Raw genomic sequence first — 24,028 nt, 5'->3', positions numbered from 1 at the left:
GGCCGGCGTCGACGCGGTCGACGGCCCGTGCAGGAGGCGCGGCGCCGGAGAGCCGGTCGACCGCCGGTCGATCAGTCCGGTCGCCACCACCCCCGCGACCACCACGGCGATGCCCACCACGGCCGTCGCCGAGAGCCGCTCGCCGAGCAGCAGGACGGCGAGGCCCGCACTGACGGCCGGGCCGCTGCCGCGAGCCGTCGCGTAGACGGTCGACAGGGTGCCGACCGCGTAGCCGCGCTGCAGCACCGTCATGTAGACGACATGCAGCACGGCCGAGACGCCCGCCCCGACCGCGAGGCCGCCGACGCTCGCCCCGAGGCCGCCCGTGAAGGGGACGACCGGCAGCCAGAGCACGGTGCTGGCGACGGCTCCCCACCAGAGGAAGGGGGTGCCGAGGCGGCTCACCCCGTGGGCGACGACGTTCCAGCCGGCGTGGCAGACGGCGGCGGCGAGGACGAGCAGGAGGGCGGTGGTGGACATGCGAGGACCCATCGGCTCGGCGCGGGGCGCGCCGAACGGGTCCTCCAGGCTTTTGTCCGTTCAGATGACGGCCCGGCGATGGCGCCCGACCGTGGCGCCGCTCGGACCAGTCGGATCGTGGGACCCCGGAACCCTAGGCGCTGTCGCGGTCAGCGTAGGGGCGGCGGGTGTCCGGGAGGTGAACCGTGCCGCGCTGCACCCGGTTTCGAACGATGCACCCGGAAGCTTCGGGGTGCATGGTTCGGAACTGGGTGCGAGGGCGGGAGCGGGTGAGCCAGGAGAACACATGGACCAGCGGGACGAAAGCCGATCTTGACGCCACGACACGTGTCAATCTAGTCTTTACACATGTCGACCCCCTCCCGCACCCCGTCCCTGCTCGCGAGCCTCCTCGCCCGGGTCCAGGGTCTCGCGGCGTCGGTGCACGGTCGACACGACCGGTCCTCGACCCTCGTCGCCGTGCAGCGCGCGGCGGGGATGAAAGCCGACCTCGAGGCCGTCCTCGCAGCCCTCGTGACCGATGCCCGCGACGCCGGGGCGACCTGGCAGGAAGTAGGAGACGTCATGTCCATCTCACGTCAAGCCGCTTACCAGAGGTTCGGCCAGGTGATCGACCCGAGGACGGGACGCCCGCTCGAGAAGGACGTCACGTCGGGTTCCGTCGAGCGGGCGACGACCGTCTTCGACCTGCTCAGCACGGGTCGCCCCGACGAGGTCCACACCCTCTTCGACGACGAGATGAAGAAGGCCATGGGCCCGACGCAGCTCGGCGACGTGTGGAGCCACGTCCTCGGTTCCGTCGGGGCGTTCGAGTCGAGCGGCACGCCCACGGCGCGTCGTTCCGGCGACTTCACCGTCGTGGACGTCCCCCTCCACTTCGAGGCCGGCGACATGGTCGGTCGCGTCTCGTGCCACCCCGACGGTCGTCTGGCCGGGCTCTTCCTCCTCGACCCCGCTGCCTCGTCATGACGCGCGCAGCCACGTACGCTGCTCCTCCTCCTCGCGGAGGAAATGCGAAAGACACGGTTGACAGCCTCCTCGCAGTCCTGACAGCGTGTCAGCAGATGCGGAAGGACAGCGACCAGGCCGGAGGATCACCATGACGGCTCTCACCGAGAACAGACACCTCGACGACGTCGAGATCCGGCGCGGTCGACTCTGGGCCTTCGTGCAGTTGCCCCTCGCGGGCGCCATCGTCGCCGGAGTGGCCACGGTGGTCTCGTGGGCCCCACGCCTTCCCGCCGAGGTAGCCAACCAGTGGTCTGCAGGAGACGTCACCACCGTCCGCCCCCTGGCCGTCACGGTCGCCTCCGTCGCGGTCCCCGCCGTCGCCACCTGGTTGCTCTTGGCCTTGGCCCGCGTCACCAGCGACTCGGTCAAGCTCGGACACCGATCGACGGTCGGCGCCCTGGCCGGGCTGACTCTCGTCCTGGCCGGTGCACTACCGCTGCTCGTCGCGCCCTCACTCGCCACGAGCGATCCCTGGTCGGCACCGGACCCGGGCATCGCGTCCCTCGTCGCACTCGGTGTGGTCGGCCTCTTGGTCGCAGTCGGGGTCGCCCTGGGGGTCGGCCGGCCGCCCGCCGGCGTCACGATCCCCGACGGCTCGTCGCCCGACGATCGCCCGCGTTCCACCGACGATGCTCCTCGGATCGACCGTCCCGTGGCGCGCCGGTCGCGGACGATCGGACTGGTCGCCGTCGTCGGCGCCTGTCTCGCCGCCGTCGTCCTGGCTGCCGTCAGGGTCGTCCCGTGGCCCTCAGCCCTTGTCGCCGGGGCCATCGCCGCACCCACGATGCGCGCCCTGCGGGGCCGCTGATCCCTCGCGTCCCGTGCCTCGGCTCGACGCAACCCGGCTCACGCACTGCACCGCGTTTCGTGCACTGCACCGCGTCTAGTCCGGGTGCAGTGCACGAAACGCGGTGCGGTGCGGTGCGGTGCGCCCACGGCCCACCGCGGGGACGACGAACGCCCCCGCACACTCGGTACGGGGGCGTCCGGCGGAACGGCTCGGATCAGGCGAAGGTCGCCGCGTCGATCACGAAGCGGTAGCGCACGTCGGACTTCAGGACGCGGTCGTAGGCCTCGTTGATCTGGTCGGCGTCGATCAGCTCGGTCTCGGGCACGATGCCGTGCTCGGCGCAGAAGTCGAGCATCTCCTGGGTCTCGCGGATGCCGCCGATGGCCGAACCGGCCCAGCTGCGACGCGCCGGGATCAGCGCGAACGCGGGCACCTCGAGTGGCTCGGACGGGGCGCCGACGTTGACGAGGGTGCCGTCGACGGCCAGCAGGCCGAGGTACGCGCCCATGTCGACCTTCGCCGAGACGGTGTTGATGATCAGGTCGAACGAGTTCGCCAGGTCGGTGAAGGTCTGCTCGTCGCTGGTCGCGTAGTGCGCCTTGGCGCCGAAACGCAGCGAGTCCTCCTTCTTCGAGGTGGTCTGCGACAGGACGGTGACGTCGGCGCCGAGTGCGGCGGCGATCTTGACGCCCATGTGGCCGAGGCCGCCCATGCCGACGATGGCGACCTTGGTGCCCTCGGTGACGCCCCAGTGGTGCAGCGGCGAGTACAGCGTGATGCCGGCGCAGAGCAGCGGTGCGACCTTGTCGTAGTCGAGCGACTCGGGCACGCGCAGCACGAAGTCCTCGGTGACGACGACGGCCTGCGAGTAGCCGCCCTGGGTGACGGTGCCGTCGGCCGGGTCGACGCTCGTGTAGGTGCCGGTGTTGCCCTTGGCGCAGTACTGCTCGTCGCCGCGCTTGCAGTACTCGCACTCGCCGCACGAGTTGACCATGCAGCCGACGCCGACGCGGTCGCCGACCTCGTGCTTGGTGACCTCGGAGCCGACCTCCGAGACGGTGCCGACGATCTCGTGACCGACGACCTGCGGGTACTGGATCTCGCCCCACTCGCCGCGGACGGTGTGGATGTCGCTGTGGCAGATGCCGGCGTAGGCGATGTCGATCATGACGTCCTTCGGGCCGACGTCGCGGCGCTCGATGGTCGTCTTGACGAGGGGCTCGGTGGCGGACGGTGCCGCGTAGGCGTTGACGGTGCGCATGGGTCTCCTGGGGTGGATTCGGTACGGGGACGAGGGGCGGGTCGGAACGCGGTGCTCGACGACGGGCTCCTCGTCATCGACGCTACGCCCCCGCGCCGATCGTGGGAGGCCCTGGCAGGGCCCCCGACGCGACGGCCCGCAGGAGGCGCGGTGCGCGACCGTCCGGCACCGCGCCTCCTGCGGGTGGTCCGCTCGGGCACCGGTCACCGTGAGACACGCTTCCGGGTGGGAAAGTGCCCTGACTCGCGGCTCGGCTCGCGCGGTGCGCGGCGTAGCAAGGAGCCAGACGCAGCACCGGGTGGTCCGGTGCCGGACGAAGGAGTCGACATGGCAAGCGGAGTGGCAACGGTATGGGTGCCCGTGACGGACATGGGGCGGGCGACGGCGTTCTACCGTGACGCGCTCGGCCTCACGGTGAAGGACGAGAGCGACGACTGGACCGAGATCGACGCGAACGGCCTGATGATCGGCCTCAACGGTCGAGAAGAGGCCGCGGCGTCGAGCGAGGGCGGGGCGGTCATCACGTTCCAGCCCGACGGCAGCCTCGAGGACGCGCTGGCCGACCTGCAGTCGCGCGGCGCCGACGTGACGGGCACGATCAGCGAGCACCCGTGGGGCCGCATCCTGCCCTTCAAGGACTCCGAGGGCAACGACCTGCAGTTCTACACGCCGCCGACCGACTGACGTCGGGGCCCTCAGGAGGCGCGGTGCCGGTCCGACCGGCACCGCGCCTCCCGCGTGTGGTGGCGCCGCGGCAGGGCCGGTCGCGCCGCGGTCGCGTCGACCCGGCCGCGACCCCCCATGATGTGGGGATGGTCACCGAGATCCTCATCCTGAGCAACCTGCTCGCCGGCCCGCAGCACGGGTACGACATCAAGCGGAACGTGCGGCGCCCGGGCCTCGGCGTGGTCAACAACAACGCCGTCTACACGACGCTGAAGCGCCTGCACGACCGGGGCGCGCTCGACCGTCGCACCGTGGAGACCACGGGTCGGCCGAACCGCCAGGTGTTCTCGCTGACCGACGCGGGCCGCGACCTGCTGATCGGGCGGGTCGCCGACTTCCCCCTCTCCCGCGCCGGCGACGACGAGGAGTTCTACGTCCGGTTCGCGCTGCTGGACCTGGTCGACGAGGCGACGCGGGCGACGATCTTCGCCACGCGCCTCCAGGCCCTCGACGAGCGCATGGCGACGGCCCAGGCCTACCTCGACGCCAGCCACGACGACGCGACGCGCTTCCCCGTCCAGTCGGTCGCCATGTTCCGGCACCTGCTCGACCAGCTGCACAGCGAGCGGGCCTGGGTCGAGGACTACTCGCGCGACGGCGAGATCGGTGCCCCCAGGGCCCCGTAGAACGGGGCACCTTTTTTCGTCCGTCCATTGATGACTAGTACCAACTGGACTAGCGTGACCTCGAAGCCACGCGTCAGCCGATCGCGTCACCTCGTCGCCGGCAGCCGACGTCACCGGCGTGGGCCGGCCCGGGCGACGAGGCGCCGTCGGGTCGTCGTGGCAGGGGCGTCACCGGTCGGGCCGGGGTGGCCGCGGGGGGTCGCGGGCACTCCGGAGGTGACGGCCTGCAGGAGGAGCGGGGTCGTCTGAACCGACACCGCACCTCCTGCAGGTGAGGCGACCGGCTCAGGCGTCGAAGTCGGTGGCGCGACTGCGCTCCGCCCATGCGTCGACGTCGCGGCGGAGGTCGTCGAGTGCGCCCGTGACGATCTCGACGGCGTCCGAGCCGAGCAGCAGCAGGTACGGGGCCTCGCCCGAGTCGACCGCGTCGACGAGCAGGCGGGCACCGGCGGCGGGGTCGCCGGGTTGGGTGCCGTCCGAGGTGTCGGCCTCGATGCGGCGACGTCCGGCGGTCTCGGCGTAGTCGGCGATGGGCGTGGCGGACTGCGTGAGCGAGCGCCCCGAGAAGTCGGTGCGGAACGAGCCCGGTTCGACGACCGTCGCCGTGATGCCGAGCGGGGCGAGTTCGGTGCGCAGGGCCATGGTCATCTGCTCGATCGCGGCCTTGACGGCGCCGTAGTAGCCCGAGCCGGGGCCCGTGCGGCGGGCACCGATCGACGACAGGTTGACGATCGTGCCGCTGCGGCGGGCGCGCATGCCGGGCAGGACGGCCTTGACGGTGCGGACGCTGCCGTGGAAGTGCGTGTCGAACAGGCGCGCCACGTCGGCGTCGTCACCCTCCTCGACGGCGGAGCGGTAGCCGTAGCCGGCGTTGTTGACGAGGACGTCGACGCCGCCGAACCGCTCGGTGGCGAGGCGGACGGCCGCGGTCACCTGGTCGGGGTCGGTGACGTCCAGGGCTGTGGCGACGGCGTGGTCGGGGTGGGCGTCGGCGATGTCCTGCACGGCCGAGGCGTCGCGCGCAGTGACGACGACGTCGTGTCCGCGGGCCAGCGCCTCCTCGGCGAAGGCTCGCCCCAACCCCGTGGAGCAGCCGGTGATCAACCAGGTCGACATGTGGTCTCTTCTCTCTCGTGCGTCGCGGTCGCTGACGCGCCGCACCCCAGACAACCAAGGAGGCGCGGTGCCCGTCGGGTCCCGCCGCCCCCTGTCCCAGCAGTACCCCCCTCGCGTCGCTGCCCCGCGTCGCTGCCCCGCGTCGCACCGCCCACTGAACGTCGCACCGCCCACGTGCGCGGTGCGACGTCCAGTCGGCGGTGCGACGTCGGCGCCCGGCTCCCGCCGGGGCGGGGCGTGGCGGGGCTGAGGGACCCTGGCGGGGCCTCCCTGCCCCGCCCGCGCCGGCCTAGCGTCGAGAGCGACCCGGCCGGGCAGGCACCCCGCCGCCCCGAGCCGGCGTCCGGCACCGGACGTCCCGGCCCGACACCCACCCCAGGAGCAGACCCATGTCAGATCAGCCCGTCCAGGTCGGCGGAGGGCGCACCCTCTTCGGCGACTTCGCCCCGAAGCTCGCCGAACTCACCGACGACGTCCTCTTCGCCGACGTCTGGAACCGCCCCGAACTGTCCGCGCGGGACCGCAGCCTCGTCACCGTCGCGGTGCTCGCCGCCGGCGGCAACACCGAGCAGCTGCGGTTCCACCTCGGCCGCGCCGTCGAGAACGGCGTCACCCGGGACGAGCTCGTCGAGGCGATCACCCACGTGACGCTCTACGCGGGCTGGCCCCGCGGGATGGCCGCCATGGGCGTCGCCAAGGAGCTCTTCACCGACGACGCAGACGACGACACCGACGAGAAGTGAGGAACCCGTGAAGATCCTGCCCCCGCAGCCCACGACCCTGAACCCCGACGAGCAGTTCCCGGGCCAGGTGTGGGTCGACCCCATCGTCACCCCGCAGACCGACGACCAGCGCGCGACGGTCGCGAAGGTCCGCTTCGCGCCCGGCGCGCGGACCGCCTGGCACCATCACGCGCGGGGCCAGTTCCTGTACGTCACCGAGGGCGTCGCCCGCTTCGGCACCCGCGACGGGAAGGTCGTCGACGTCCACCCCGGGCAGACGATCTACCTCGCGCCCGGCGAGGATCACTTCCACGCCGCCGCCGAGGGCAGCTTCATGGAGCACGTCGCCGTCCTCGAGGCGGCCGACGACCCGGCCACCACCACGACCTGGCTCGAGCGCATCACCGACGAGGACTACGCCGGCCGGGACGCCGACTGAGGCGCCGAGACCCCAGGAAGTCGCCGAGGAGGCGCGGTGCGATTCGATCCGGCACCGCGCCTCCTCGGGTCGCTCCGTCGCGCGGCCGAGCCGTTCGCGGCCGAACGCTCGTAGGGTCGAGGGATGACGACGACGACGTGGACGACCCTGCAGCTCCTCCTCTCCGCCGGAGTGGTCGTGTGCGGCGCGCTGATGACCCCGGGCGATGCCGACGTCCTCGGCGTGCTGATGATCCTCAGCGGGTCGGCCTCGATCGTGGTCGGGCTGCGGGCCATGGCCCTGACCCGCCGTGTCGAGAGGCAGCACGCCGCCCTCGAGGCCGGCGACGCCCCGACGCACGAGCGCTGACGCCGGCGCTGACGCCACCGCCGACGGCACCACCGATGTCAACGCCGCCACTCCCCCCGACCACCACCGAGCACGAGGCCCCCATGACCGACATCCCCTGGACCACCGGCACCTGGACCACCGAGCCCACCGCCGTCGACGTCGCCGACGACGGCATGCGCGTCACGGCGGCCGAGGGCAGCGACGCCTGGCGCCTCACGTCGTACGGGTTCGTCCACGACACCGAGCACGCCCTGGTCGCCCCGTTCGAGCAGGGCACCGCGATGGAGGTGTCGTTCGTGCTCGACTTCTCGGCCCAGTTCGACCAGGCCGGGATCTTCGTCTCGGTCGACCCCGAGACCTGGGTCAAGGCCGGGGTCGAGCTCAGCGACGGCGAGCAGAGCCTCGGCGCCGTGGTCACGCGGGGCCGGTCCGACTGGTCGCTCTCCCCCGTCGACTGGACCGGCCGCACCGTGACGATCCGAGCCAGCCGCTCCGGAGACGCGCTCACCATCCGGGCCCGGGTCGACGCCGAGCCGTGGCGCCTGGTCCGCGTCGCCCCGCTCTCCCCGGACGCCGCGGCGAGCGCCGGCCCCTTCTGCTGCGCCCCCTCGCGCGCCGACCTCACCGTGCACTTCACCTCGTGGACGACGTCCGCCGCCGACGAGAGCCTGCACCCCGAGGACTGAGCACGTGCCCGACCCCGCGGGCCGCGCCCGACGCCTCGGCCTGGGGACGGCCCCGTGGGCTGGGGACGGCGGAGCCGAGGAGGCGCGACGACGCTCGGCGACGGGTCGGTCACCGTCGAGGTCCGTTCTTGACAAATTTGTTGAGCGCACTCAGGATTGAGCACACTCGGATGCTCGACGCCGAGACCCCTCGGACTGAGGACGTCACGGGCCGCGCCGGCGAGCCCATCACCCGCAGCCTCAGCCCCAGCCCCCCAGGAGCACCCCATGCGAGCCTTCGCCTTCGACGCCTACGCGAAACCCCTGCACGAAGTCGACGTGCCCGAGCCGACCGTCGGTGACCACGACGTCCTGATCGCGGTCGCCGCCGCCGGTCTGAACCACCTCGACGCGAAGATCCGCGAGGGCGAGTTCACGCTGGTCCTCCCGTACCGGACGCCCCTCGTCCTCGGCCACGACGTCGCCGGCACGGTCATCGAGGTCGGCGGCTCGGTCCGCAGCCTGGAGCCCGGCGACGAGGTGTTCGCCCGCCCCCGCGACCACCGGATCGGCACCTTCGCCGAGCGCATCGCCGTCGACGAGGCCGACGTCGCCCTCGCCCCGACCTCGATCAGCACCGTCGAGGCCGCGTCGCTCCCCCTCGTGGCCCTCACCGCCTGGCAGGCCCTCGTCGAACGCGGCGACGTGCAGCCCGGTCAGAAGGTCCTCGTCCACGCGGGTGCCGGTGGGGTCGGTTCGATCGCGATCCAGCTCGCGAAGCACCTCGGCGCGCACGTCGCGACCACCGCCTCCTCGTCGAACGCCGACTTCGTGCGCGAGCTCGGTGCCGACGTCGTCATCGACCACCGCACCCAGGACTTCGAGCAGGAGCTGTCCGGCTACGACCTCGTCCTCGACAGCCTGGGCGCCGAGAACCTGGCGAAGTCGCTCCGGGTGCTCCGCCCCGGCGGCATCGCCATCGGCATCCAGGGCCCGCCCACTCCCGTCTTCGCCAAGGCCGCGGGGCTGAACCCCGTCGTGCGCCTCGCGATCGCCGGCCTCAGCCGCAAGGTGCGTGCCCAGGCGAAGAAGCTCGGTGTCTCGTACGAGTTCCTCTTCATGCGCGCCGACGGCGGCCAGTTGGCCGAGATCGCCGCCCTCGTCGACGCGGGCGCGATCCGACCGGTCGTCGGCGCGACGCACCCGTTCGCCGAGACGGCGACCGCGCTCGACGGCCTCGGGAAGGTCCGCATCCGCGGGAAGGCGGTCGTCACCCTCCCGTGACGGCCGGCACCACGGCCGACGTGGCACGTCAGCGCGGCAGGATCACCTCGAGCTGGCGTCGCACCCCCGCCACGATCTCGTCGTCGGGGACGGACTCGTCGACCGCCGACGACATCGCGAGCATCATCACCGCCGACACGACGTGCGCGAACGCGGCCGCGTCGGAGGGCGTCGCCGAGGTGAGGCGCGCGACGATCCCGGCCACCGCCTCCTCGGTCCTGGCCACGATCGCGAGCGCCTCGGCGTGGTGCGGCTCGGTCGCGTCGCCGAACGCCATCTCGCGCAGGTAGGTGCGGCCGTTCTCGACCTGGGCCCGGTTGCAGTGCACGATCGGCTCGAGGACGGCGACGACCGCGTCCAGGGCGGTCGAGGCGGACGAGGAGGCGCGGATCCCCTCGTCGAGGGAGCGCGCGTAGGCCGCGTTCTGCGCGAGCAGCAGCAGCTCGCCCTTCGTGCGGGCGTAGAGGAAGAGCGTGCCGGCGCCGACGTCGGCCGCCTCGGCGATCTGCTGCGTCGTCACCTCGTCGACCCCGTGTCGGCTGAACAGGTCGGACGCGGCCCGCGTGATGCGCTCGAGCTTCTCCTGCTTGTTGCGCTCGCGCCGGCCGAGCGGCGGGGCTGACGACGTCATTCGGATCTCCCGGAATAGAAACTGACTGAACTCAATTATGACATGAGTCACCTATGGCGACTCGGTCTCGAGCCGCCTCATCCTCGCACCACCCCGGAAGGAACACCCATGACCGACATCACCGGCTCCGTCGTCCTCGTCACCGGAGCGAACGGGGGCATCGGCACCCGTTTCGTCGAGGCCGCCCTCGCCCGAGGCGCCGCGAAGGTCTACGCCACGGCCCGCACCCCGCGCACCTGGGACGACGAGCGCGTCGTGCCCCTCACCCTCGACGTGACCGACCCGGCCTCGATCGCCGCTGTCGTCGAGGCGGCGCCCGACGTCACCGTGCTGGTCAACAACGCCGGTGCGAGCACCCCCACGCCCGGCATCCTCAGCCACACCGACGACGAGATCCGCGCGAACGTCGAGACCAACTTCCTCGGGCCGCTGTTCCTCGCCCGGGCCTACGCGCCGCTCCTCTCGGCTCACGGCGGCGGCACGGCCATCGTCGACATCCACTCGGCGCTGTCGTGGTTCGCCGTCGCGGGCATCTACTCGGCGACGAAGGCGGCGCTGTGGTCGGCCACGAACTCGCTGCGCCTCGAGCTGCAGCCCGCGGGCGTGCAGGTCGTCGGCGTGCACGTGGGCTACGTCGACACCGCGATGGCCGCGGGCGTCACGGACGCGAAGACCGACCCGGCGACCCTGGTCGCCGACGTGCTCGACGCCCTCGAGGCCGGCGAGCACGAGGTCCTCGCCGACGAGACTTCACGCCAGGTGAAGGCGGGCCTGTCGGCGCCGCTCGAGGCGCTCTACCCGCAGCTCGCCGCGCGCTGACCGGTGACGTCGAGGAGGCGCGGTGCCGGCCCGACCGGCACCGCGCCTCCTGCGCTCGGTCGCGTCAGCTGTAGCAGGCGCGGTTGATCGCCACGAGGAACGGTCCGTCGACGGTGCCGCCGGCCTCGACGTAGCCGCCGATGGCCTCCATCGCGAGGTCGCGGCGCTGCGGGACGCGCTCCTTCTCGGCGGCGGCGAGCCACCCGGGCATCTCGGCGCGCGTGCGGTCGGTGCAGTAGACGGGCGAGCCGGGCTGCTGGCGCCAGGACTCGGCGAGGACGCCGGCGTCGACCGCGTCGAACCCGGTCTGCTCGACGAGCCGCATGGCCACGGCGCGGTCGGCGTCACGGTCGGCGGCCACGGGGATGGCGACGCGGGAGGGGTCGCCGGGCTCGGTGGCCTTCGCGTCGAACGACTGCGAGATGATCGCGTTCCACGCCTTGGCGATCGGGCGTCCGAACAGCTCGGACAGCCAGACGCTCTCGGGGACGCCCTGCTCGAAGTCGTGCATCGAGCCGTCACGCATGGGGTAGTAGTTCGACGTGTCGACGACGACCGCGCCCTCGGGGGCCGAGCGGACGTGCTCGGCGATGTCGGCGTTGCGGTTCATCGGCACCGAGACGATGAGGACGTCGACGCCCCGGGCGACCTCGGCGGCGTCCACGGCGCGGGCGCCGGTGCGGAGGGCCGCCTCGTCGATCGTCTCGGGGCCGCGCGAGTTGGCGATGGCGACGTCGTGCCCGTGGCGGGCGAGGCGGCGGGCGATGGTGGAACCGATGGAGCCGGCCCCGATGATCCCGATCCTCAGGTGTGCTCGTTCTTCTTCTCGTACGTCAGACATGCCTCCAGCATGAACGTTGCCATTAGTGTGAAGGTCAAGCCGGAGGAGGACTCGTGCGCATCGGTGAGCTGTCGACCAGGACGGGCGTCCCGTCGCGGATGCTCCGCTACTACGAAGAGCAGGGCCTCATCACCCCGACCCGCCTGGCGAACGGCTACCGCGACTACGACGAGCGCCTCGTCGACCGGGTGGGCAAGATCCGCGGCCTGATCGACGCGGGCATCCCCACGCGCATCGTGACGGACATCCTGCCCTGCCTCGGCCAGCCGCAGACGATCGTCGTCGAGAACGCCGAACCGGGGCTCGTCGAGCTGCTCGAGACCGAGCGCGACCGGATGACCGAGAAGATCGAGTTCCTCACCCACAACCGCGACGCGCTCACGCGCTACTTGGGAGCCCTCGAGGACGCCGGCGTCGGGCGTTCGGGGACTCGGGCCGGGTGATCCGGGCTCTGTCGCGGGCAGGCCGGGGTCAGCTGGTCGCAGGCCGTGGTCAGCTGGTCGCAGGCCGGGTCAGCCGGCGACGGGGCGGGCCAGGATCAGGTTCGTCATGACCTGCGTCATCACGGCCTGGTCGTGCTGGTCGAGGAGTTCGATGCGGGTGCGGACCACTCCCCGGTCGGGACGGGAGGCCGAGGGTCGGGCGTCGACGACGGTGAACCGGGCGCGGAGCACGTCCCCGGGGCGGACGGGAGCCGACCAGCGCAACTCGTCGACGCCGGGCGACGCGACGCTGGCGCCCTGGTTGAGGTAGGACTCCACCATCAGGCGCATCATCATGGCGGTGGTGTGCCAGCCGCTGGCCACGAGTCCGCCGAGGGGAGTCACCGCGGCCCGTTCGGCGTCGACGTGCATGTCGTGCGGATCGAACCGGCGGCCGAAGTCGACGATCTCGTCCGCCGTGACGCGGTACGAGCCGTGCTCCAGCGTGAGGCCGGGCACGTAGTCGTCGAGGAAGCGGTCGGCGAGCCGATGCGCGAAGGGCGAGGTGTCATCGGCCGCGGCTGCGGTCCCGTCCGGTTGGTAGGGCACGCCTTCACCCTAGGTCGGCCGAGGAGGCGCAGTGTCGGTCGACTGGTCCGCGTACGATTCCGGCATGAGCCGCTTGGACGACATGCCGTTCGCCAGGGTCTATCCCCTGTACGTGGCCAAGGTCGAACGCAAGGGCCACACGAAGGCCGAGGTCGACCAGGTCGTGACCTGGCTGACCGGTTACGACCACGGAGAGATCGACCAGCACGTCGCCGACGGCACCACGTTCCGCGACTTCTTCGCGGCCGCCGACCTCAACCCCCGGGCCTCGCTCGTGACGGGCGTCATCTGCGGCGTCCGCATCGAGGCCCTCGACGACGACCTGACCGCGAACATCCGCCGCCTCGACAAGCTCGTGGACGAGGTCGCGTGCGGCCGCCCGATGGCGAAGGTGCTGCGGGAGCAGTGAGGCGTGGCACCGCGGGGTGACACGTCGGCGGTGACGCCGAGACCGGCCGATCACAGCCCGGCCGGGAACGCGTTGCGCCGCCCGTACACCGTCAGCGCGAACGCCACGACCCCGAACCCGATCATCACCAAGGGAAGCACGAGCCCGTCGGCCACGGTCAGCAGGGCCGCCCCGACGATCCCCGCGAAGAAGATCGCCACGTTGAACGCCACCGGCAGGAAGGCGTTCGCGACGTCGGCGTTGTCGCCGCCGACGGTGGTGAGCGCCGCCTGCAGCTGGGCCGACGCGCCGCCGAACGTCACACCCCAGAGCACCGCGGCGACGACCACCGCCGGCACCGAGGCGTGCCCGACGAGCAGGACGACCCCCGCGACGACGAACAGGGCGACGCTGCCGTGCAGCAGGGCGCGCGGGTGCCGGTCGAGCAGCGCCCCGGTGACGACGATCCCGCCGATCGAGGCGATGCCGTAGATCAGCAGCGTGACGTCGACGCCGAGCCCCGACCCACCGGCCCGCAGGTACGGCGAGACGTAGGTGTAGATCGTGTTGTGGGCGAGCATCCACGCGGCGATGACGGCCAGGATCACGGCGATCCCCGGGATGCGGAACACCCGCCCGAGCGAGAGCCGCGCCCCCGCCGGTGCCGGTGCCGCGTCCGGGACGATGCTCGCCACGAGCGCGAAGACGACGACCCCGAGCAGGGTCAGCCCGCCGAACGACCACCGCCAGTCGAAGGCCGTCCCGAGCCACGAGCCCAGCGGCGTCCCGAACGCGAACCCGACGGGCGCACCCGCCGAGACGATCGCGAGCGACAGTCCGGCACGGTCGGGCGGGCTGATCCGGCGTCCGTAGGCCGCGAGCATGCCCCAGATCACGCCCGAGAACGCTCCGGCCACGAACCGCGAGACGAGGGCGAGGGCGATGACGGGCGAGAGCGCCGTCACCGTGTTCGCCACGACCAGGCCGGTGATCGCGATCAGGAGGAGCGGCTTGCGACGCATCCCCCGGGTGAGCGTGATGGCCGGCACGGTCGCGACCACGGTGCCGAGTGCGTAGGCGCTGATGAGCAGTCCCACCGCACCCTCGCTCGTGGCGAGGCCGTCCGCGATGACGGGCAGCAGGCCGGCCGGCATCGTCTCCATCGCGACGAGGATGAACCCCATCGTCGCCAGGACGACGAGCGAGAACACCGGCAGCCGCTCGGCGGGCCCTCCGGCGACGGAGGCGCGGTGAGCGCGGGTGGGGACGGGCGCTGTCGACATGGTGAGGTCCTTTCGGGCGCGGGGATGCGCCTCCTGGGGGTGAGCCCGGTGGTGCGGGAGGAAGAAGGAGGTGCGGGTCAGGCGACTGGGTCGGCGGACCGGGCGCGTTCGACGACGTCCTCGGTCGCCGCCCACGAGGCGAGGAGGCGCAGCCCCTCGTCGGACGCGGAGCCCGGGACGGCCGTGTAGACGGTGAGCGAGTGCCCGGGGGTGTCCTGGAGTTCCATCACCTGGAAGTCCAGCTCGAGCAGGCCGACGACCGGGTGCCGGAACTCTTTCGCGCCGGTGTAGTGGCGGCGGACGTCGTGGGCGGCCCAGCGGGCGCGGAACTCGTCGCTGCGGATGGACAGTTCGCCGACGAGGGCGGTGATGCCGGGGTCGTGGGGGTTGCGGCCGGCGTCGCGTCGGAGGATGGCGACGTTGACGGCGGCCGCGCGCTCCCAGTCGGGGTAGAAGTCGTGGGCGCCGGGGTCGAGGAAGATGTAGCGCGAGTGGTTGGCGGGGCGCAGGGTGCTGCGGTACATGTCGGAGTACAGGGCGAAGCCGAGGGCGTTGGCCGCGACGAGGTCCATGCGGGTGTTGGTGACCATGGCGACGGCGCCGGTCATGGCGTCGAGCATGTGTTGCACCGGGGACTGGGCGATCTTCTGTCCGCTGGGGACCAGGGGCTTGCGGCGGGAGGGGACGGAGGCGCGGGCGAGGTCGTAGAGGTGGTCGGTTTCGGCCTGGTCCAGGCCGAGGGCGCGGGCGATGGCGTCGAGGACGCTGTCGGAGACGCCGCCGAGGTTGCCGCGTTCGAGACGGGTGTAGTAGTCGACGCTGACGCCAGCGAGGCGGGCAACCTCGTCGCGGCGGAGCCCGGGGACGCGGCGCTGGCCGCCGGCGCTGACGACGCCGGCCTGTTCGGGCGAGAGGCGTGCGCGGCGGGTGGCGAGGAAGTCGCGGACCTCGGCTCGGTTGTCCATGTCTCCGACCCTACGGTCGGTGGTTCGGAGCAACCAGGCCCTGTCGGGGCCAGGTTCGGTGAGGCCTGGCACGCCGCGGGGAGGTGGCGGTCGTGACGCTCGCTCAAGGCCTCGGTAGGGTCGTGGCACCAGCACCACTCGACGACGGGGGACCGAGATGACTGACGGACGCGACCAGAATGGGCAGCAGGGCCAGCAGTACGGCGGGCCGCAGGGCGGGGGGCAGCAGTACGGCGGCGTGCCGCAGGCGCCCGGGGCCGGGCATGAGGGAGGGGCGGCCCAGCGTCCGTCGCGGGGGTTCGAGATCGCCGGCTTCGTGTTGTCGTTCTTCGGCTTCCTGGCGATCGCGGGCCTCATCATGAGCACGATCTCGTTCCGCCGTCTCGGCCGAGCCGGTCAGCCCCGCGGCCTCTCGCTGGCCGGCATCATCATCTCGATCGTGGTGCTGCTGCTCACCGTCGCGTTCATCGTCGCGGCCATCGTCGGCGCCTCGACCCTCCTCGAGACCTGCGCGGACCTCGGCCCGGGCACCCACGTCGTCGACGGCGTCACCTACACCTGCAGCTGAGCTGCGACGGCGGCACCTGGCGCCGGACCGTCATGCGGTGAATCACGTCGCCGGCGAGCTGTCCGAAGGACTTCAGGGCTGCACTGATCTCCGATGCTTCTCGATCATGCACTCAAGTCCGGACACGGTCGAGCAGCGCCCCGAGAGACGCGAGGTCGAAAGCATCTGCGCGAGCGTGGAAGCCGGCCGGGAGCCGGGGTCACTGACGCTCGAATACGGCGCGAGCCACCTCCTGCCCGAGGCGGACGGGGCCTTGTTCGAGCGCCAGGCCACGTCCTTCGCGGGGCAGGGGGCGTCCCCAGAGCAGCCGGACTGATCAGCCGGTAGCGTCACCTTCATGGGGATCTGGTCTCGGCTCGTCGGCGCGGCGTCGAGCGACGTACCCGCGGACCTCGTCGTCGTCGCCGACCGAGAGAGCGTGTCGATGGGCGACGATGCCCGGTCGCACCGCCGTGAGATGCGGGTCCCGGCCGGGTCGCTCGTCGGCGACGTGGTCGAGCACAGCAGCCCCGACGTGCGCGCGCAGGGCTGGTCGTGGGTGGCCATTGTCGACGGCACCGTCGTCGCGGTGTGGTCGGTCGACCACGGCGTCGCCCTGCTCGTCCCCGACAGGCCCCTCGCAGCGTCGGGTCCCGCAGGGGTCGTCCAAGTGCGCTTCCGCTACCTCGGCCAGCTCGACCCGGCGTGGCTGCACGCGCGCCTCGCCCAGGGTGCACCGCTCGACCGGGAAGCGCTCAGCGCCGAGCACGCTCCGCTCGCCCAGGCGGCACCCGAACGCGAGCGCCGGGAGCGCGAGGCCGCGACGACCGCACGCTTGCTCGGCCCGACGTGCGTGCGGGCGATGGAGCACCTCGGGGCGGTGGTCGACCTCCACTCCGACGTGATCTGCCGGTTCGAGATCAACGGCGTCGCCTGGCAGGTCGAGTGCCGCGACAGCATGACGGTCGTCTTCGGCCGGGGGCGACGGTCACCCCTGGCGTCGCTGCGCCCGGTCGGCCTTGCGGAACGCTGGGTGCTGGCGGCGCTCGCCCTCGACCGGCGCGCCGCCGACGGCCTCGACCCGCTGCCCGACGCGCCGGTGCGCGCCGGGGCCGAGCCGGTGCAGCTCATGGTCGCGGGCAGGACCCGTGCTGTCGAAGGCTCGTCGGGCGCGGTCGTCGCGCAGCTGAGGGACGCACGCGACGTCGGGCCCCTCGACCTCGTCCTCGGCCGCGACCTCGACGAGGTGGTCGCCCTGTTCGGCCTCGCCGGCCCGAGCGCCTGAGGCACCCGTCGCGGCTCAACCAGCGGCACTGCCGGCCGCGCTTGCGCAAAAGGGTCTCACTGTCTCAGGTATGCAGGTCGTCAAATGGGGGGAACCTGGGCCGGCAAGTCGTCGTTGGGAAACAGCTGGTCGGGTGCGGGCCTCGGGATACCCTGGAGATGCCCCTCGAACACCCCGTGGCAGGCCGCGGAACGCCCACACTTCAGCTTCGGGCGACACGCCCGGCCTTACGGCAGAAGGGTCTGCATCTAGGCACGGGACCTCCGAGCGAAGGGAAATGTCTGATGTGTGAAGATCTCGCTCGTTTATGTGTAAACCCAATTTGCATCATTTCTTATTCGAAACCTTCACCGTGGAGGGCGAGGCGGTCCACCAACGCCGTGGCCCCGAAAGCTTGCCTCTGAACAGGCAGGAGCCGTCATACGGTCGGCCTATGAGTGACAACGACAACCAACCACCGAGTCCCATCTACCGAGATGCGGCCGGCCACGAGGCCCTACCCCTAACCCTCGACCCGTCCGACGACGCAGTGACCGAATTCGTTGACACCGTGAACGCCCTCGGCGTCGACGGACGCTGGCTCGTAGGGGGCCTCACGGACTTCCTCCGACGCCAGAAGCGCAGTGGAGGACCCGGCATGACTGCCGAGGAACGGAAGTTCGTCATCGAGTCCGGCGCTATGACGGAGGCCGAGCTCGTGGCCTCCGAAAGAAGCGTCGCGAGAGGGTCGCTTGAGAAGAGCGCCGGAGAGCTGTGGCTCAGGACGTATCAAGAAACGTGGTCCGCGAACACAGCTGCTCAATTTCTAGGCTGGACGCAGAAGGAAGTCCTGGTCGCGGCTGAGGAGCAGCGCATCTACGGCATTCCTGTCCGGGGCAGGCTCCGATTCCCCCGCTGGCAGTTCAGCCTCGGCTCACCCGGAAAGCTCATCCCCCACCTCGAGACCGTCCTGCCCGTCCTGACCGAGTAGTGGGACTGGATCTCGATCAGTGCCTTCATGTCCGTCAGACAGCGCAGCCTCGTAGCTGAGGGCCGCAAGACGCCGCGATCCTGGCTGCGCGACGGCGGAGATCCCGCCGCCATTGCCAACATCGTTGAGAGTGACAAGTGGTGGTAGAGACGCCGCCGGCCCTGACCCCCGAGGCGAGCGACAGCCCATCGCCAGGGAGGGGAGACACGTTATCGAGGTCCCCGAATTTGGCCTCCACGCTCACCGCGACATCAAGGCCATCAGCAAGTGAGTGGCCGAGCGGTTCCGCAGCCACATGCCCACCAAGCTCCTCTCCAGCGTCAGAACACGCAGCGGACCTTCCAGACGCGCCAGCAGTCGAGCCCGTTCGCATCTCTGTCGACGCTTGGTACCGGCACGCCGCCGCCCAGTTCGCCCTCCGCAGGGGCCACGGGGGCCGTCGGCGGCGGGCCGCTGCGCCGCGCCAAGTCGACCCAGTAGTCGAGGTCGCTCCAGTCGGCCCAGCAGGTCGGCAGTGGCGCCGTGAGTGCGGCGTTCGCCTTGAAGCGCTCGATCGTCGCGTCGTCGACCTGCCACAGCGCAGGCGCACGCGCCACGAGCGACTGGCTCGTGTCTGGGTCGCTCGGCCCACTCCGGAACCGCAGCTCCAGAGAGCCGATGGTGTCGGACTGCCAGGCCCGGCACCACAGGTCTTCGGCCCATTCCTCTCCGCGAGCATCCACGTACCGCGGACCCGGCGCCAGGTCCATGGCGGGGTCGGTGGCGAAAGTTACGGGCTGGTAGGTGAAGTTCGGAGCGAGGGGGATTGAGACGGCCGAGGTGTCCCGGACGTTGTAGCGCAGCTCGAAGCCGAGGCTCGCTCCCGGCTGGATGGGTGACAACGGACTGAAGCCGAGCTGGTCGACGCCTCCGTACAGGGGCTCAGTCGCGAGGCCCGCCGACGACGCGGCGGGGTGCACGAACGGGTAGATGGCCGCGGGCGAGCCGTTCGTGATCGTGACCGTGACCCGAGCCGTGTCGAGTCCCTCTTCCGCCCCTGAGGTGTAAATGAAAGGGGCGTGGGCAGTGAGCGCGCTCGTGGCGATGCTCACGCCGTCGTCGTAGGCGAATGAGCCCCCAAAGGCCACGACGGGGCCCGTCGCGGGCGCCGGGGTGTCGACTGCCGACGGCTCCGGGCCGTCCGGGTTGACGTCCGTCCGCACGCAGGCGGCCACAATGGCGACGACAGCGACCCCAACGAGCAGCGCGAGGGCGCGAGTGCGCCGGGGGTGACGTGTAGCTCGCTGGTCCTGCATGTCGCTACTCTCCTCGTGGGGACACTTGAACCGTACCGGCAGGTGCGCGCCCGGCCCGGTGCGGCAAGGGGCCTATCCAGCCGCTAGCGAGGTAGCGAGTTCGGACCCGCCGGTGCGCGCATGCAGGGGATGTCGAGCAGGCGCATCCTGGCGGGAGCGGATCCCGATGTCGTCGCGGCCGCCAGTCGGCAGGGACGGTGCTCTCCGTCCACAAGAGCGCGACGTTTGCCGCGCGGTCGCGCTCTTGCCAAGGGTCGCGTACGTGCGTCGCGCCGCCGCCTCGTCCTCGAACACCTCCGCCCCGCCAAGCCCCGTTAGCTGTTCCGGGCCTTCGAAGCCTCGCTCAGCTGTCCGGCCACGTCACACGCAACGGCGTGATGCGTTCCCGTTCCTCGGTTCCGTCGCTCTCGGCCCAGGCGGCATCGCCTCGCCAGACGCTCTTCGCAGCCGTCGACCAAATGACGTTCACGCGGGCCACGAGCGGCGCTGCAGGGCCGCGTCGTTCCCACTTGAAGTGCAGCGACTCCCCCGGCTCGACCCGGGTCTCGAAGAGCGAGTCCATCGGGTCCATCAGCCGGGCCGGTCCCTGCTCAGGGATGTCCAGGTGCGCCACCAGCGCCCGTCCGGTGCGGTTGGTGACGTCCCACACCAGGTGACCGCCACCCTGTGACTCGACAACCCACCCGGACTGGGCTTCCGCCCGCTCCTTCATGAGGTCCGCGATCTGCGTGAGGGCACCGGTAGCTTCACGGCGAGAGGTGTTCGCTGCGTCGGCGGCCTCCTGCGCGTCCCGCCCGCTCTCCTGCGCCTCAGTCCGAGCCGCTGCCGCATCCTTCCGGGCGGTACGAGCTTGGAAGGCCTGCACGATCGAGACGGCGGCTGCGATCACAGCGATGCCCGCGAGCACGAAGTCGAGCCAGGTGAGGTTGTCCACGGGCCGACAGTACTCACTGCGCGGGCCTAGCTGTACTGCCCAGGGGCGCTGGTTAATCTGCGACGACTCGCTGTAGTCGTTGGGGCATGAGGAAGACCTCCTGGGGTGGAGTGGAGCTAGTTAGTTCACGCACCCGCCCCAGGAGGCCTTCTTGTCCCGCGCGAACGCTGCCCTGACCCCACGCCTACGACTCCGGATCGCACGTCTCATCGTCGACGACGGGTGGCCAATCAGCAGTCCCCACTCATCGAGCCCCATCCGTGGGCTGGCTGTGGCTTGCCCTCGGGCCACTACGAACTCTCTCCATCGCCGTCACGCAGGACCAAGTCCTGCACGATAAGCATCGCGAGGTAGTCGTTGACGTTCAGGCCCAAGTGCGTCGCTCTCTTCCGAACGTCTTTGGCCAGCGAGACGGGGACGCGCGTTCCTAGGAGTTCACGATCCCCTTTATGACGCCGACCCCCCTTTGAAGTAGTCATGGAGTCAAACAAGCATCCCTGGCAATCAGCACTGAACCACCTCCCGGCGGTTAGCTTCAGGAGGTGAAATGCCTGTCAAAATTCTACTCGTTTACGAGACGTCATTTTGCATATCGACAACGGGTGCTAGTTATCTGGCTCGGGAGCGTCGCGTACCGGCCTCTTGCAGCGAACGAAACGTGCAGGAACGCTGTCGCCATGCCCTCCTCGACCCCACCCAGACGTAGACCAGGAGACAGTCCGCGACCGGACTCGGCGAGCGTCCCCCTGCCCCCCGTGCCGCTGCCGCCGAGTCCCGACATGAAACGACTGGAAGCAGCAGTGGAACATCTCGCCGTGGACACACGATGGTTCGTCGACGCCTTCTCCGAGCTTCTGGAATCCATGCGGCCTCACGAGCCGGGCGAGGAGGACTCCGCGGAAGACGCTTTCCTCGTCGAGTCGGGTAGCTTCACCGCGGAGGAGTTGGCGGAGACCAAGCGCAGCTTGGCCAGGGGCTCCCTGCACATGCGCATGGCTGCTAGCTGGCTGTCTCCCCTTCTAGCAACGCTTTCGCTCAGGGATGCTGCTGGCTTTCTGGGTCGAGATGAAGACGCAGTTCGGGCCGCTGTCACCGACGGGTTCCTCTATGCCTATGAAGTCACTGGTCAGCTGCGGTTCCCCGATTGGCAGTTCGACGTCAGCAAGCCCGGAAAGGTGATTCCCCACCTTCAGGCGCTGATAGAGGTGATGACGTCACGCTGGGGTGACAGCCATATGGCTGGCTTTATGCACACCCCGCAATGGGACCTCATTGGCGAAGGCCGTCAGACACCTATTGCGTGGCTCCGCGACGGAGGTGACTTCCAGGACGTCAAGGAGCTCATCGAGTCGTCCGATTGGCGCTAAGGAGAGTCGACGCTCCTCACAAGCCCTCGTTGATGCGCCCCCCACAACGGCGCGGAAAGGGGACAACTATGCGGACAACGAACAGGACAGTTCCTGGGACAAAAAAGGTGCCATACTTTGGCCATGACGACGAAGCGGAAGTATGAAGAGACGCACCCATGGCTGACCTTTTTGCTCGACCTTGGGCCCCTCGGGCGCCGAACATGGCTGCTCCTAGGCGAGGCTGAATCAAAATGCAGCCATCTCGCGGGCGCGCCCCTCACCCCCGCCGTCGCTCAAGAAATGCACGCTATCTACCTGAGCAAAGGCATCCACGGGACAACGAGTATCGAGGGAAACACGCTTACGGAAGCTGAGGTCCGCCAGCGCATTGATGGGGACCTTGACCTGCCCCGCTCTCGGGAGTACCTCGGGACTGAAATCGATGCCGTCCTGGACATCTGCAATGAGCTCGCGGAGGAGGTCCGCGACAATCGCGCTCCTGGGCTGTCTGTAGAGCGCATCCATGACTTCAACCGGCGGCTCCTAGAAGGCCAGCCGGCAAAGGAAGACGTTGTGCCCGGCCAGACACGAACGCACAGCGTCACCGTGGGGATCAGCTCATACCGGGGCGCCCCTGCTGAGGACTGCGACTACCTTCTTGAGCGCATGGTCGTCTGGCTAAACGAGCTCCAGGCACCGGCTGACAGCCCTGAACTCCGCTTCCCGCTCGCCGTGCTCAAGGCAGTGCTCGCTCATCTCTACATCGCTTGGATTCATCCCTTCGGGGACGGCAACGGCCGAACGGCGCGATTGATTGAGTTTCAGCTGATGATCGAAGCAGGTGCGCCAACTCCGGCGGCTCACCTCCTCTCGAACCACTACAACCGAACTCGCGAGGCCTACCTTGTTGAACTGGACAAGACGAGCCGCGCACGGGGATACCCGATCGAGGGCTTCATCCTTTATGCGCTTCAGGGTCTCGTAGACGAGCTTCGCGACCAGATCAAGGTCGTCCATGAGCACCAAAAGGACGTCATGTGGCAGAAGATTGTCCACGACAGCTACCGGGACGAGGACACCCCTGCGAAGCGGCGACAGCGTCACTTGATTCTTGACATGCCGAATGGGCAAACCGTGCCTCGCGCGAAGCTCAAGGAAGTGAGCGCTCGGGTTGCAGGGGAATACGCCGGATCCGGCACAAAGACGTTGACGCGGGATCTGAACGAACTCGTCGATCGGAAACTTATCGTCCGGCGCAGAGAGGGCTACGTCGCAAACCGCAAAGTTGTAGATGCCTTCCTTCCTCTCACGATGAGCGAGCCCGATAGCTGACGCTCGAGTCCCGGGTGGCTGATTCGCTTCTCTTCACCCGTAATTGCAGCCATCCGCGCCCCGCCTATTGCCGTGAGGACCCAAAATGCAGGAAGACATTCGAGTCAGGGCTGGAAGCCCAGACGACGCGGCAGCGATTGTCGAGCTTGGACAACGCGAATTTGGACGCGAAGACGTGCCCTCGGTGGCAGCAGTGACACGCGAAATGGCGACGTGGACCAAGCGAAGAGCTCCGATTATCGTCGCCCGCGATGGGGCGGGTACGTTCCTCGGCTACGCCTACTGCAAGCCAAACCAGGAAGGCCTAACTATGCGACCTGGTGGACAAGTGGCCGTTCTAACCCACGTTGCAGTCACGGAGAGTGCCCGCGGACAGGGAGTCGGAACTGCGCTGGTTCAGCGAGCCACCAAAACCCTAGGGATGCTTGGATTTACAACCATCCACGCGCAAATGCAGGAATCCGTTGGGCCCTGGTACCAGGCACTCGGCTGGACAGTGCATCAGCCAGGAGAAGTCAAAGCGTGGGTTGAGCCCCACGTTCCCCAGGACGATCAATGGCACGAAGATTTGCCCTCGGGGTCGTTCTCTCCCATATTGATCGTCGCCTTACTCGAGCGATACCCCTGCCTTGCAGAGCTACACGTCAAAGGAGAGCGCCCGATCCTCGACGTCGTATTTCCAGCCAATGGAACCTACGAGAAGACGGCAGAGGCAGGGGGCCGCGCACTGGCAGCCAAGATCGCGGCTGACCTCACGATCATCCGGCGAGTGCCGCCGGCGCTGGCGTTGATGCTCGCAGAACAGCCCGGCATAGATCCGATAGCCCGGGATGCTCTGCGCGCCTACGCCGACGAGTACTTCGACTGAACGCGGTGGGGTGATCCATTCCAGGCCAGTGGGCAGATCA

General features: G+C 69.9%; 28 protein-coding genes and 1 pseudogene. 19 read left to right on the top strand and 10 right to left on the bottom strand.

Features of this window, described 5'->3' with window-relative positions; all coding sequences use genetic code 11:
- The coding region (locus IFT36_RS05005; RefSeq protein WP_463671331.1) for an EamA family transporter at positions 1-480 on the bottom strand (480 nt) is incomplete at its 3' end.
- A gap of 348 nt (positions 481-828) precedes the next feature.
- Here IFT36_RS05005 and IFT36_RS05000 point away from each other — a divergent pair.
- Positions 829-1,449, top strand: a complete 621-nt coding sequence (locus IFT36_RS05000) for a DUF3887 domain-containing protein (protein ID WP_056043963.1) — start codon at positions 829-831, stop codon at positions 1,447-1,449.
- 130 nt (positions 1,450-1,579) lie between these two features.
- A complete protein-coding gene (locus IFT36_RS04995) occupies positions 1,580-2,299 on the top strand; it encodes a hypothetical protein (protein ID WP_192123057.1) in 720 nt (239 codons plus the stop codon).
- Positions 2,300-2,495: 196 nt separating this feature from the next.
- On the opposite strand, the gene IFT36_RS04990 is transcribed toward IFT36_RS04995, so the two are convergent.
- The gene (locus IFT36_RS04990) at positions 2,496-3,542 is read right to left on the bottom strand and encodes an NAD(P)-dependent alcohol dehydrogenase (RefSeq protein ID WP_192123058.1); all 1,047 of its coding nucleotides are present in this window, start codon (positions 3,540-3,542) and stop codon (positions 2,496-2,498) included.
- A 327-nt stretch (positions 3,543-3,869) separates the two neighbouring features.
- Between IFT36_RS04990 and IFT36_RS04985 the strand changes: the two genes are divergently transcribed.
- Together IFT36_RS04985 and IFT36_RS04980 are read left to right on the top strand one after the other, a co-directional pair.
- The gene (locus tag IFT36_RS04985; RefSeq protein WP_159828062.1) at positions 3,870-4,226 is read left to right on the top strand and encodes a VOC family protein; all 357 of its coding nucleotides are present in this window, start codon (positions 3,870-3,872) and stop codon (positions 4,224-4,226) included.
- Between the two features lie 128 nt (positions 4,227-4,354).
- The gene (locus IFT36_RS04980; RefSeq protein ID WP_192123059.1) at positions 4,355-4,894 is read left to right on the top strand and encodes a PadR family transcriptional regulator; all 540 of its coding nucleotides are present in this window, start codon (positions 4,355-4,357) and stop codon (positions 4,892-4,894) included.
- A 285-nt stretch (positions 4,895-5,179) separates the two neighbouring features.
- On the opposite strand, the gene IFT36_RS04975 is transcribed toward IFT36_RS04980, so the two are convergent.
- A complete protein-coding gene (locus IFT36_RS04975) occupies positions 5,180-6,010 on the bottom strand; it encodes an oxidoreductase (protein WP_200412576.1) in 831 nt (276 codons plus the stop codon).
- Between the two features lie 389 nt (positions 6,011-6,399).
- On the opposite strand from IFT36_RS04975, the gene IFT36_RS04970 reads away from it, so the two are divergent.
- The 5 genes from IFT36_RS04970 (at position 6,400) to IFT36_RS04950 (ending at position 9,450) form a co-directional block, all read left to right on the top strand.
- Positions 6,400-6,753: a carboxymuconolactone decarboxylase family protein gene (locus IFT36_RS04970; RefSeq protein ID WP_200412575.1), complete on the top strand. Its 354-nt coding sequence runs from the start codon at positions 6,400-6,402 to the stop codon at positions 6,751-6,753.
- A 7-nt stretch (positions 6,754-6,760) separates the two neighbouring features.
- Positions 6,761-7,171, top strand: coding sequence for a (R)-mandelonitrile lyase (locus IFT36_RS04965; protein ID WP_200412574.1), 411 nt, complete (start codon positions 6,761-6,763; stop codon positions 7,169-7,171).
- A 123-nt stretch (positions 7,172-7,294) separates the two neighbouring features.
- Positions 7,295-7,519 carry a hypothetical protein gene (locus IFT36_RS04960; RefSeq protein WP_200412573.1) on the top strand — a complete coding sequence of 75 codons (225 nt, stop codon included), beginning with the start codon at positions 7,295-7,297 and terminating at the stop codon, positions 7,517-7,519.
- Positions 7,520-7,602: 83 nt separating this feature from the next.
- Positions 7,603-8,187, top strand: coding sequence for a DUF1349 domain-containing protein (locus tag IFT36_RS04955; RefSeq protein WP_200412572.1), 585 nt, complete (start codon positions 7,603-7,605; stop codon positions 8,185-8,187).
- A gap of 267 nt (positions 8,188-8,454) precedes the next feature.
- Positions 8,455-9,450: an NADP-dependent oxidoreductase gene (locus tag IFT36_RS04950; protein ID WP_200412571.1), complete on the top strand. Its 996-nt coding sequence runs from the start codon at positions 8,455-8,457 to the stop codon at positions 9,448-9,450.
- A gap of 28 nt (positions 9,451-9,478) precedes the next feature.
- On the opposite strand, the gene IFT36_RS04945 is transcribed toward IFT36_RS04950, so the two are convergent.
- Entirely contained in the window at positions 9,479-10,081 is a 603-nt protein-coding gene (locus tag IFT36_RS04945; protein ID WP_192123071.1) for a TetR/AcrR family transcriptional regulator, read from the bottom strand.
- Positions 10,082-10,189: 108 nt separating this feature from the next.
- Here IFT36_RS04945 and IFT36_RS04940 point away from each other — a divergent pair, with 108 nt between their 5' ends.
- Positions 10,190-10,900 (top strand): SDR family oxidoreductase, encoded by a 711-nt coding sequence (locus IFT36_RS04940; RefSeq protein ID WP_173153806.1) that lies wholly within the window; start codon positions 10,190-10,192, stop codon positions 10,898-10,900.
- A gap of 64 nt (positions 10,901-10,964) precedes the next feature.
- Here IFT36_RS04940 and IFT36_RS04935 read toward each other — a convergent pair.
- Positions 10,965-11,747: pseudogene (locus IFT36_RS04935) on the bottom strand (NADPH-dependent F420 reductase); the annotation flags it as partial.
- Between the two features lie 47 nt (positions 11,748-11,794).
- Between IFT36_RS04935 and IFT36_RS04930 the strand changes: the two are divergent.
- On the top strand, positions 11,795-12,184 hold the full coding sequence (locus IFT36_RS04930; protein ID WP_200412570.1) for a MerR family transcriptional regulator: 390 nt from the start codon (positions 11,795-11,797) through the stop codon (positions 12,182-12,184).
- A gap of 69 nt (positions 12,185-12,253) precedes the next feature.
- Here IFT36_RS04930 and IFT36_RS04925 read toward each other — a convergent pair whose 3' ends face one another.
- Positions 12,254-12,772: a MaoC family dehydratase gene (locus IFT36_RS04925; RefSeq protein ID WP_200412569.1), complete on the bottom strand. Its 519-nt coding sequence runs from the start codon at positions 12,770-12,772 to the stop codon at positions 12,254-12,256.
- Between the two features lie 64 nt (positions 12,773-12,836).
- Between IFT36_RS04925 and IFT36_RS04920 the strand changes: the two genes are divergently transcribed.
- Complete coding sequence (locus IFT36_RS04920; RefSeq protein WP_200412568.1) at positions 12,837-13,181, top strand: DUF2200 domain-containing protein; 345 nt, start codon at positions 12,837-12,839, stop codon at positions 13,179-13,181.
- Between the two features lie 50 nt (positions 13,182-13,231).
- On the opposite strand, the gene IFT36_RS04915 is transcribed toward IFT36_RS04920, so the two are convergent.
- Both IFT36_RS04915 and IFT36_RS04910 read right to left on the bottom strand, forming a co-directional pair.
- Complete coding sequence (locus IFT36_RS04915) at positions 13,232-14,443, bottom strand: MFS transporter (protein ID WP_200412567.1); 1,212 nt, start codon at positions 14,441-14,443, stop codon at positions 13,232-13,234.
- 77 nt (positions 14,444-14,520) lie between these two features.
- A complete protein-coding gene (locus tag IFT36_RS04910) occupies positions 14,521-15,408 on the bottom strand; it encodes a helix-turn-helix transcriptional regulator (protein ID WP_200412566.1) in 888 nt (295 codons plus the stop codon).
- A gap of 157 nt (positions 15,409-15,565) precedes the next feature.
- Here IFT36_RS04910 and IFT36_RS04905 point away from each other — a divergent pair, with 157 nt between their 5' ends.
- From IFT36_RS04905 to IFT36_RS04890, 4 genes are all read left to right on the top strand, one after another.
- Positions 15,566-15,976 carry a hypothetical protein gene (locus IFT36_RS04905; protein ID WP_200412565.1) on the top strand — a complete coding sequence of 137 codons (411 nt, stop codon included), beginning with the start codon at positions 15,566-15,568 and terminating at the stop codon, positions 15,974-15,976.
- 37 nt (positions 15,977-16,013) lie between these two features.
- A complete protein-coding gene (locus IFT36_RS04900; protein ID WP_200412564.1) occupies positions 16,014-16,292 on the top strand; it encodes a hypothetical protein in 279 nt (92 codons plus the stop codon).
- A 21-nt stretch (positions 16,293-16,313) separates the two neighbouring features.
- A complete protein-coding gene (locus tag IFT36_RS04895) occupies positions 16,314-17,240 on the top strand; it encodes a hypothetical protein (RefSeq protein WP_200412563.1) in 927 nt (308 codons plus the stop codon).
- A gap of 433 nt (positions 17,241-17,673) precedes the next feature.
- Positions 17,674-18,210 carry a hypothetical protein gene (locus IFT36_RS04890; RefSeq protein WP_200412562.1) on the top strand — a complete coding sequence of 179 codons (537 nt, stop codon included), beginning with the start codon at positions 17,674-17,676 and terminating at the stop codon, positions 18,208-18,210.
- 320 nt (positions 18,211-18,530) lie between these two features.
- On the opposite strand, the gene IFT36_RS04885 is transcribed toward IFT36_RS04890, so the two are convergent.
- Both IFT36_RS04885 and IFT36_RS04880 read right to left on the bottom strand, forming a co-directional pair.
- The gene (locus IFT36_RS04885) at positions 18,531-19,301 is read right to left on the bottom strand and encodes a hypothetical protein (protein ID WP_200412561.1); all 771 of its coding nucleotides are present in this window, start codon (positions 19,299-19,301) and stop codon (positions 18,531-18,533) included.
- Positions 19,302-19,848: 547 nt separating this feature from the next.
- Positions 19,849-20,439 carry a hypothetical protein gene (locus IFT36_RS04880; protein WP_200412560.1) on the bottom strand — a complete coding sequence of 197 codons (591 nt, stop codon included), beginning with the start codon at positions 20,437-20,439 and terminating at the stop codon, positions 19,849-19,851.
- A 779-nt stretch (positions 20,440-21,218) separates the two neighbouring features.
- Between IFT36_RS04880 and IFT36_RS04875 the strand changes: the two genes are divergently transcribed.
- The 3 genes from IFT36_RS04875 (at position 21,219) to IFT36_RS04865 (ending at position 23,988) form a co-directional block, all read left to right on the top strand.
- Positions 21,219-21,806: a hypothetical protein gene (locus tag IFT36_RS04875; RefSeq protein WP_200412559.1), complete on the top strand. Its 588-nt coding sequence runs from the start codon at positions 21,219-21,221 to the stop codon at positions 21,804-21,806.
- A 123-nt stretch (positions 21,807-21,929) separates the two neighbouring features.
- Entirely contained in the window at positions 21,930-23,120 is a 1,191-nt protein-coding gene (locus IFT36_RS04870) for a Fic family protein (protein ID WP_200412558.1), read from the top strand.
- 85 nt (positions 23,121-23,205) lie between these two features.
- Positions 23,206-23,988, top strand: coding sequence for a GNAT family N-acetyltransferase (locus tag IFT36_RS04865; RefSeq protein ID WP_200412557.1), 783 nt, complete (start codon positions 23,206-23,208; stop codon positions 23,986-23,988).
- Positions 23,989-24,028 lie beyond the last annotated feature (40 nt).

This window comes from Frigoribacterium sp. CFBP 13605 (genome assembly GCF_014839405.1).
Lineage (GTDB): Bacteria > Actinomycetota > Actinomycetes > Actinomycetales > Microbacteriaceae > Frigoribacterium.
The sequence above is the reverse complement of the archived record's forward strand: the minus strand, read 5'-3'. Positions and strand labels throughout refer to the sequence as shown.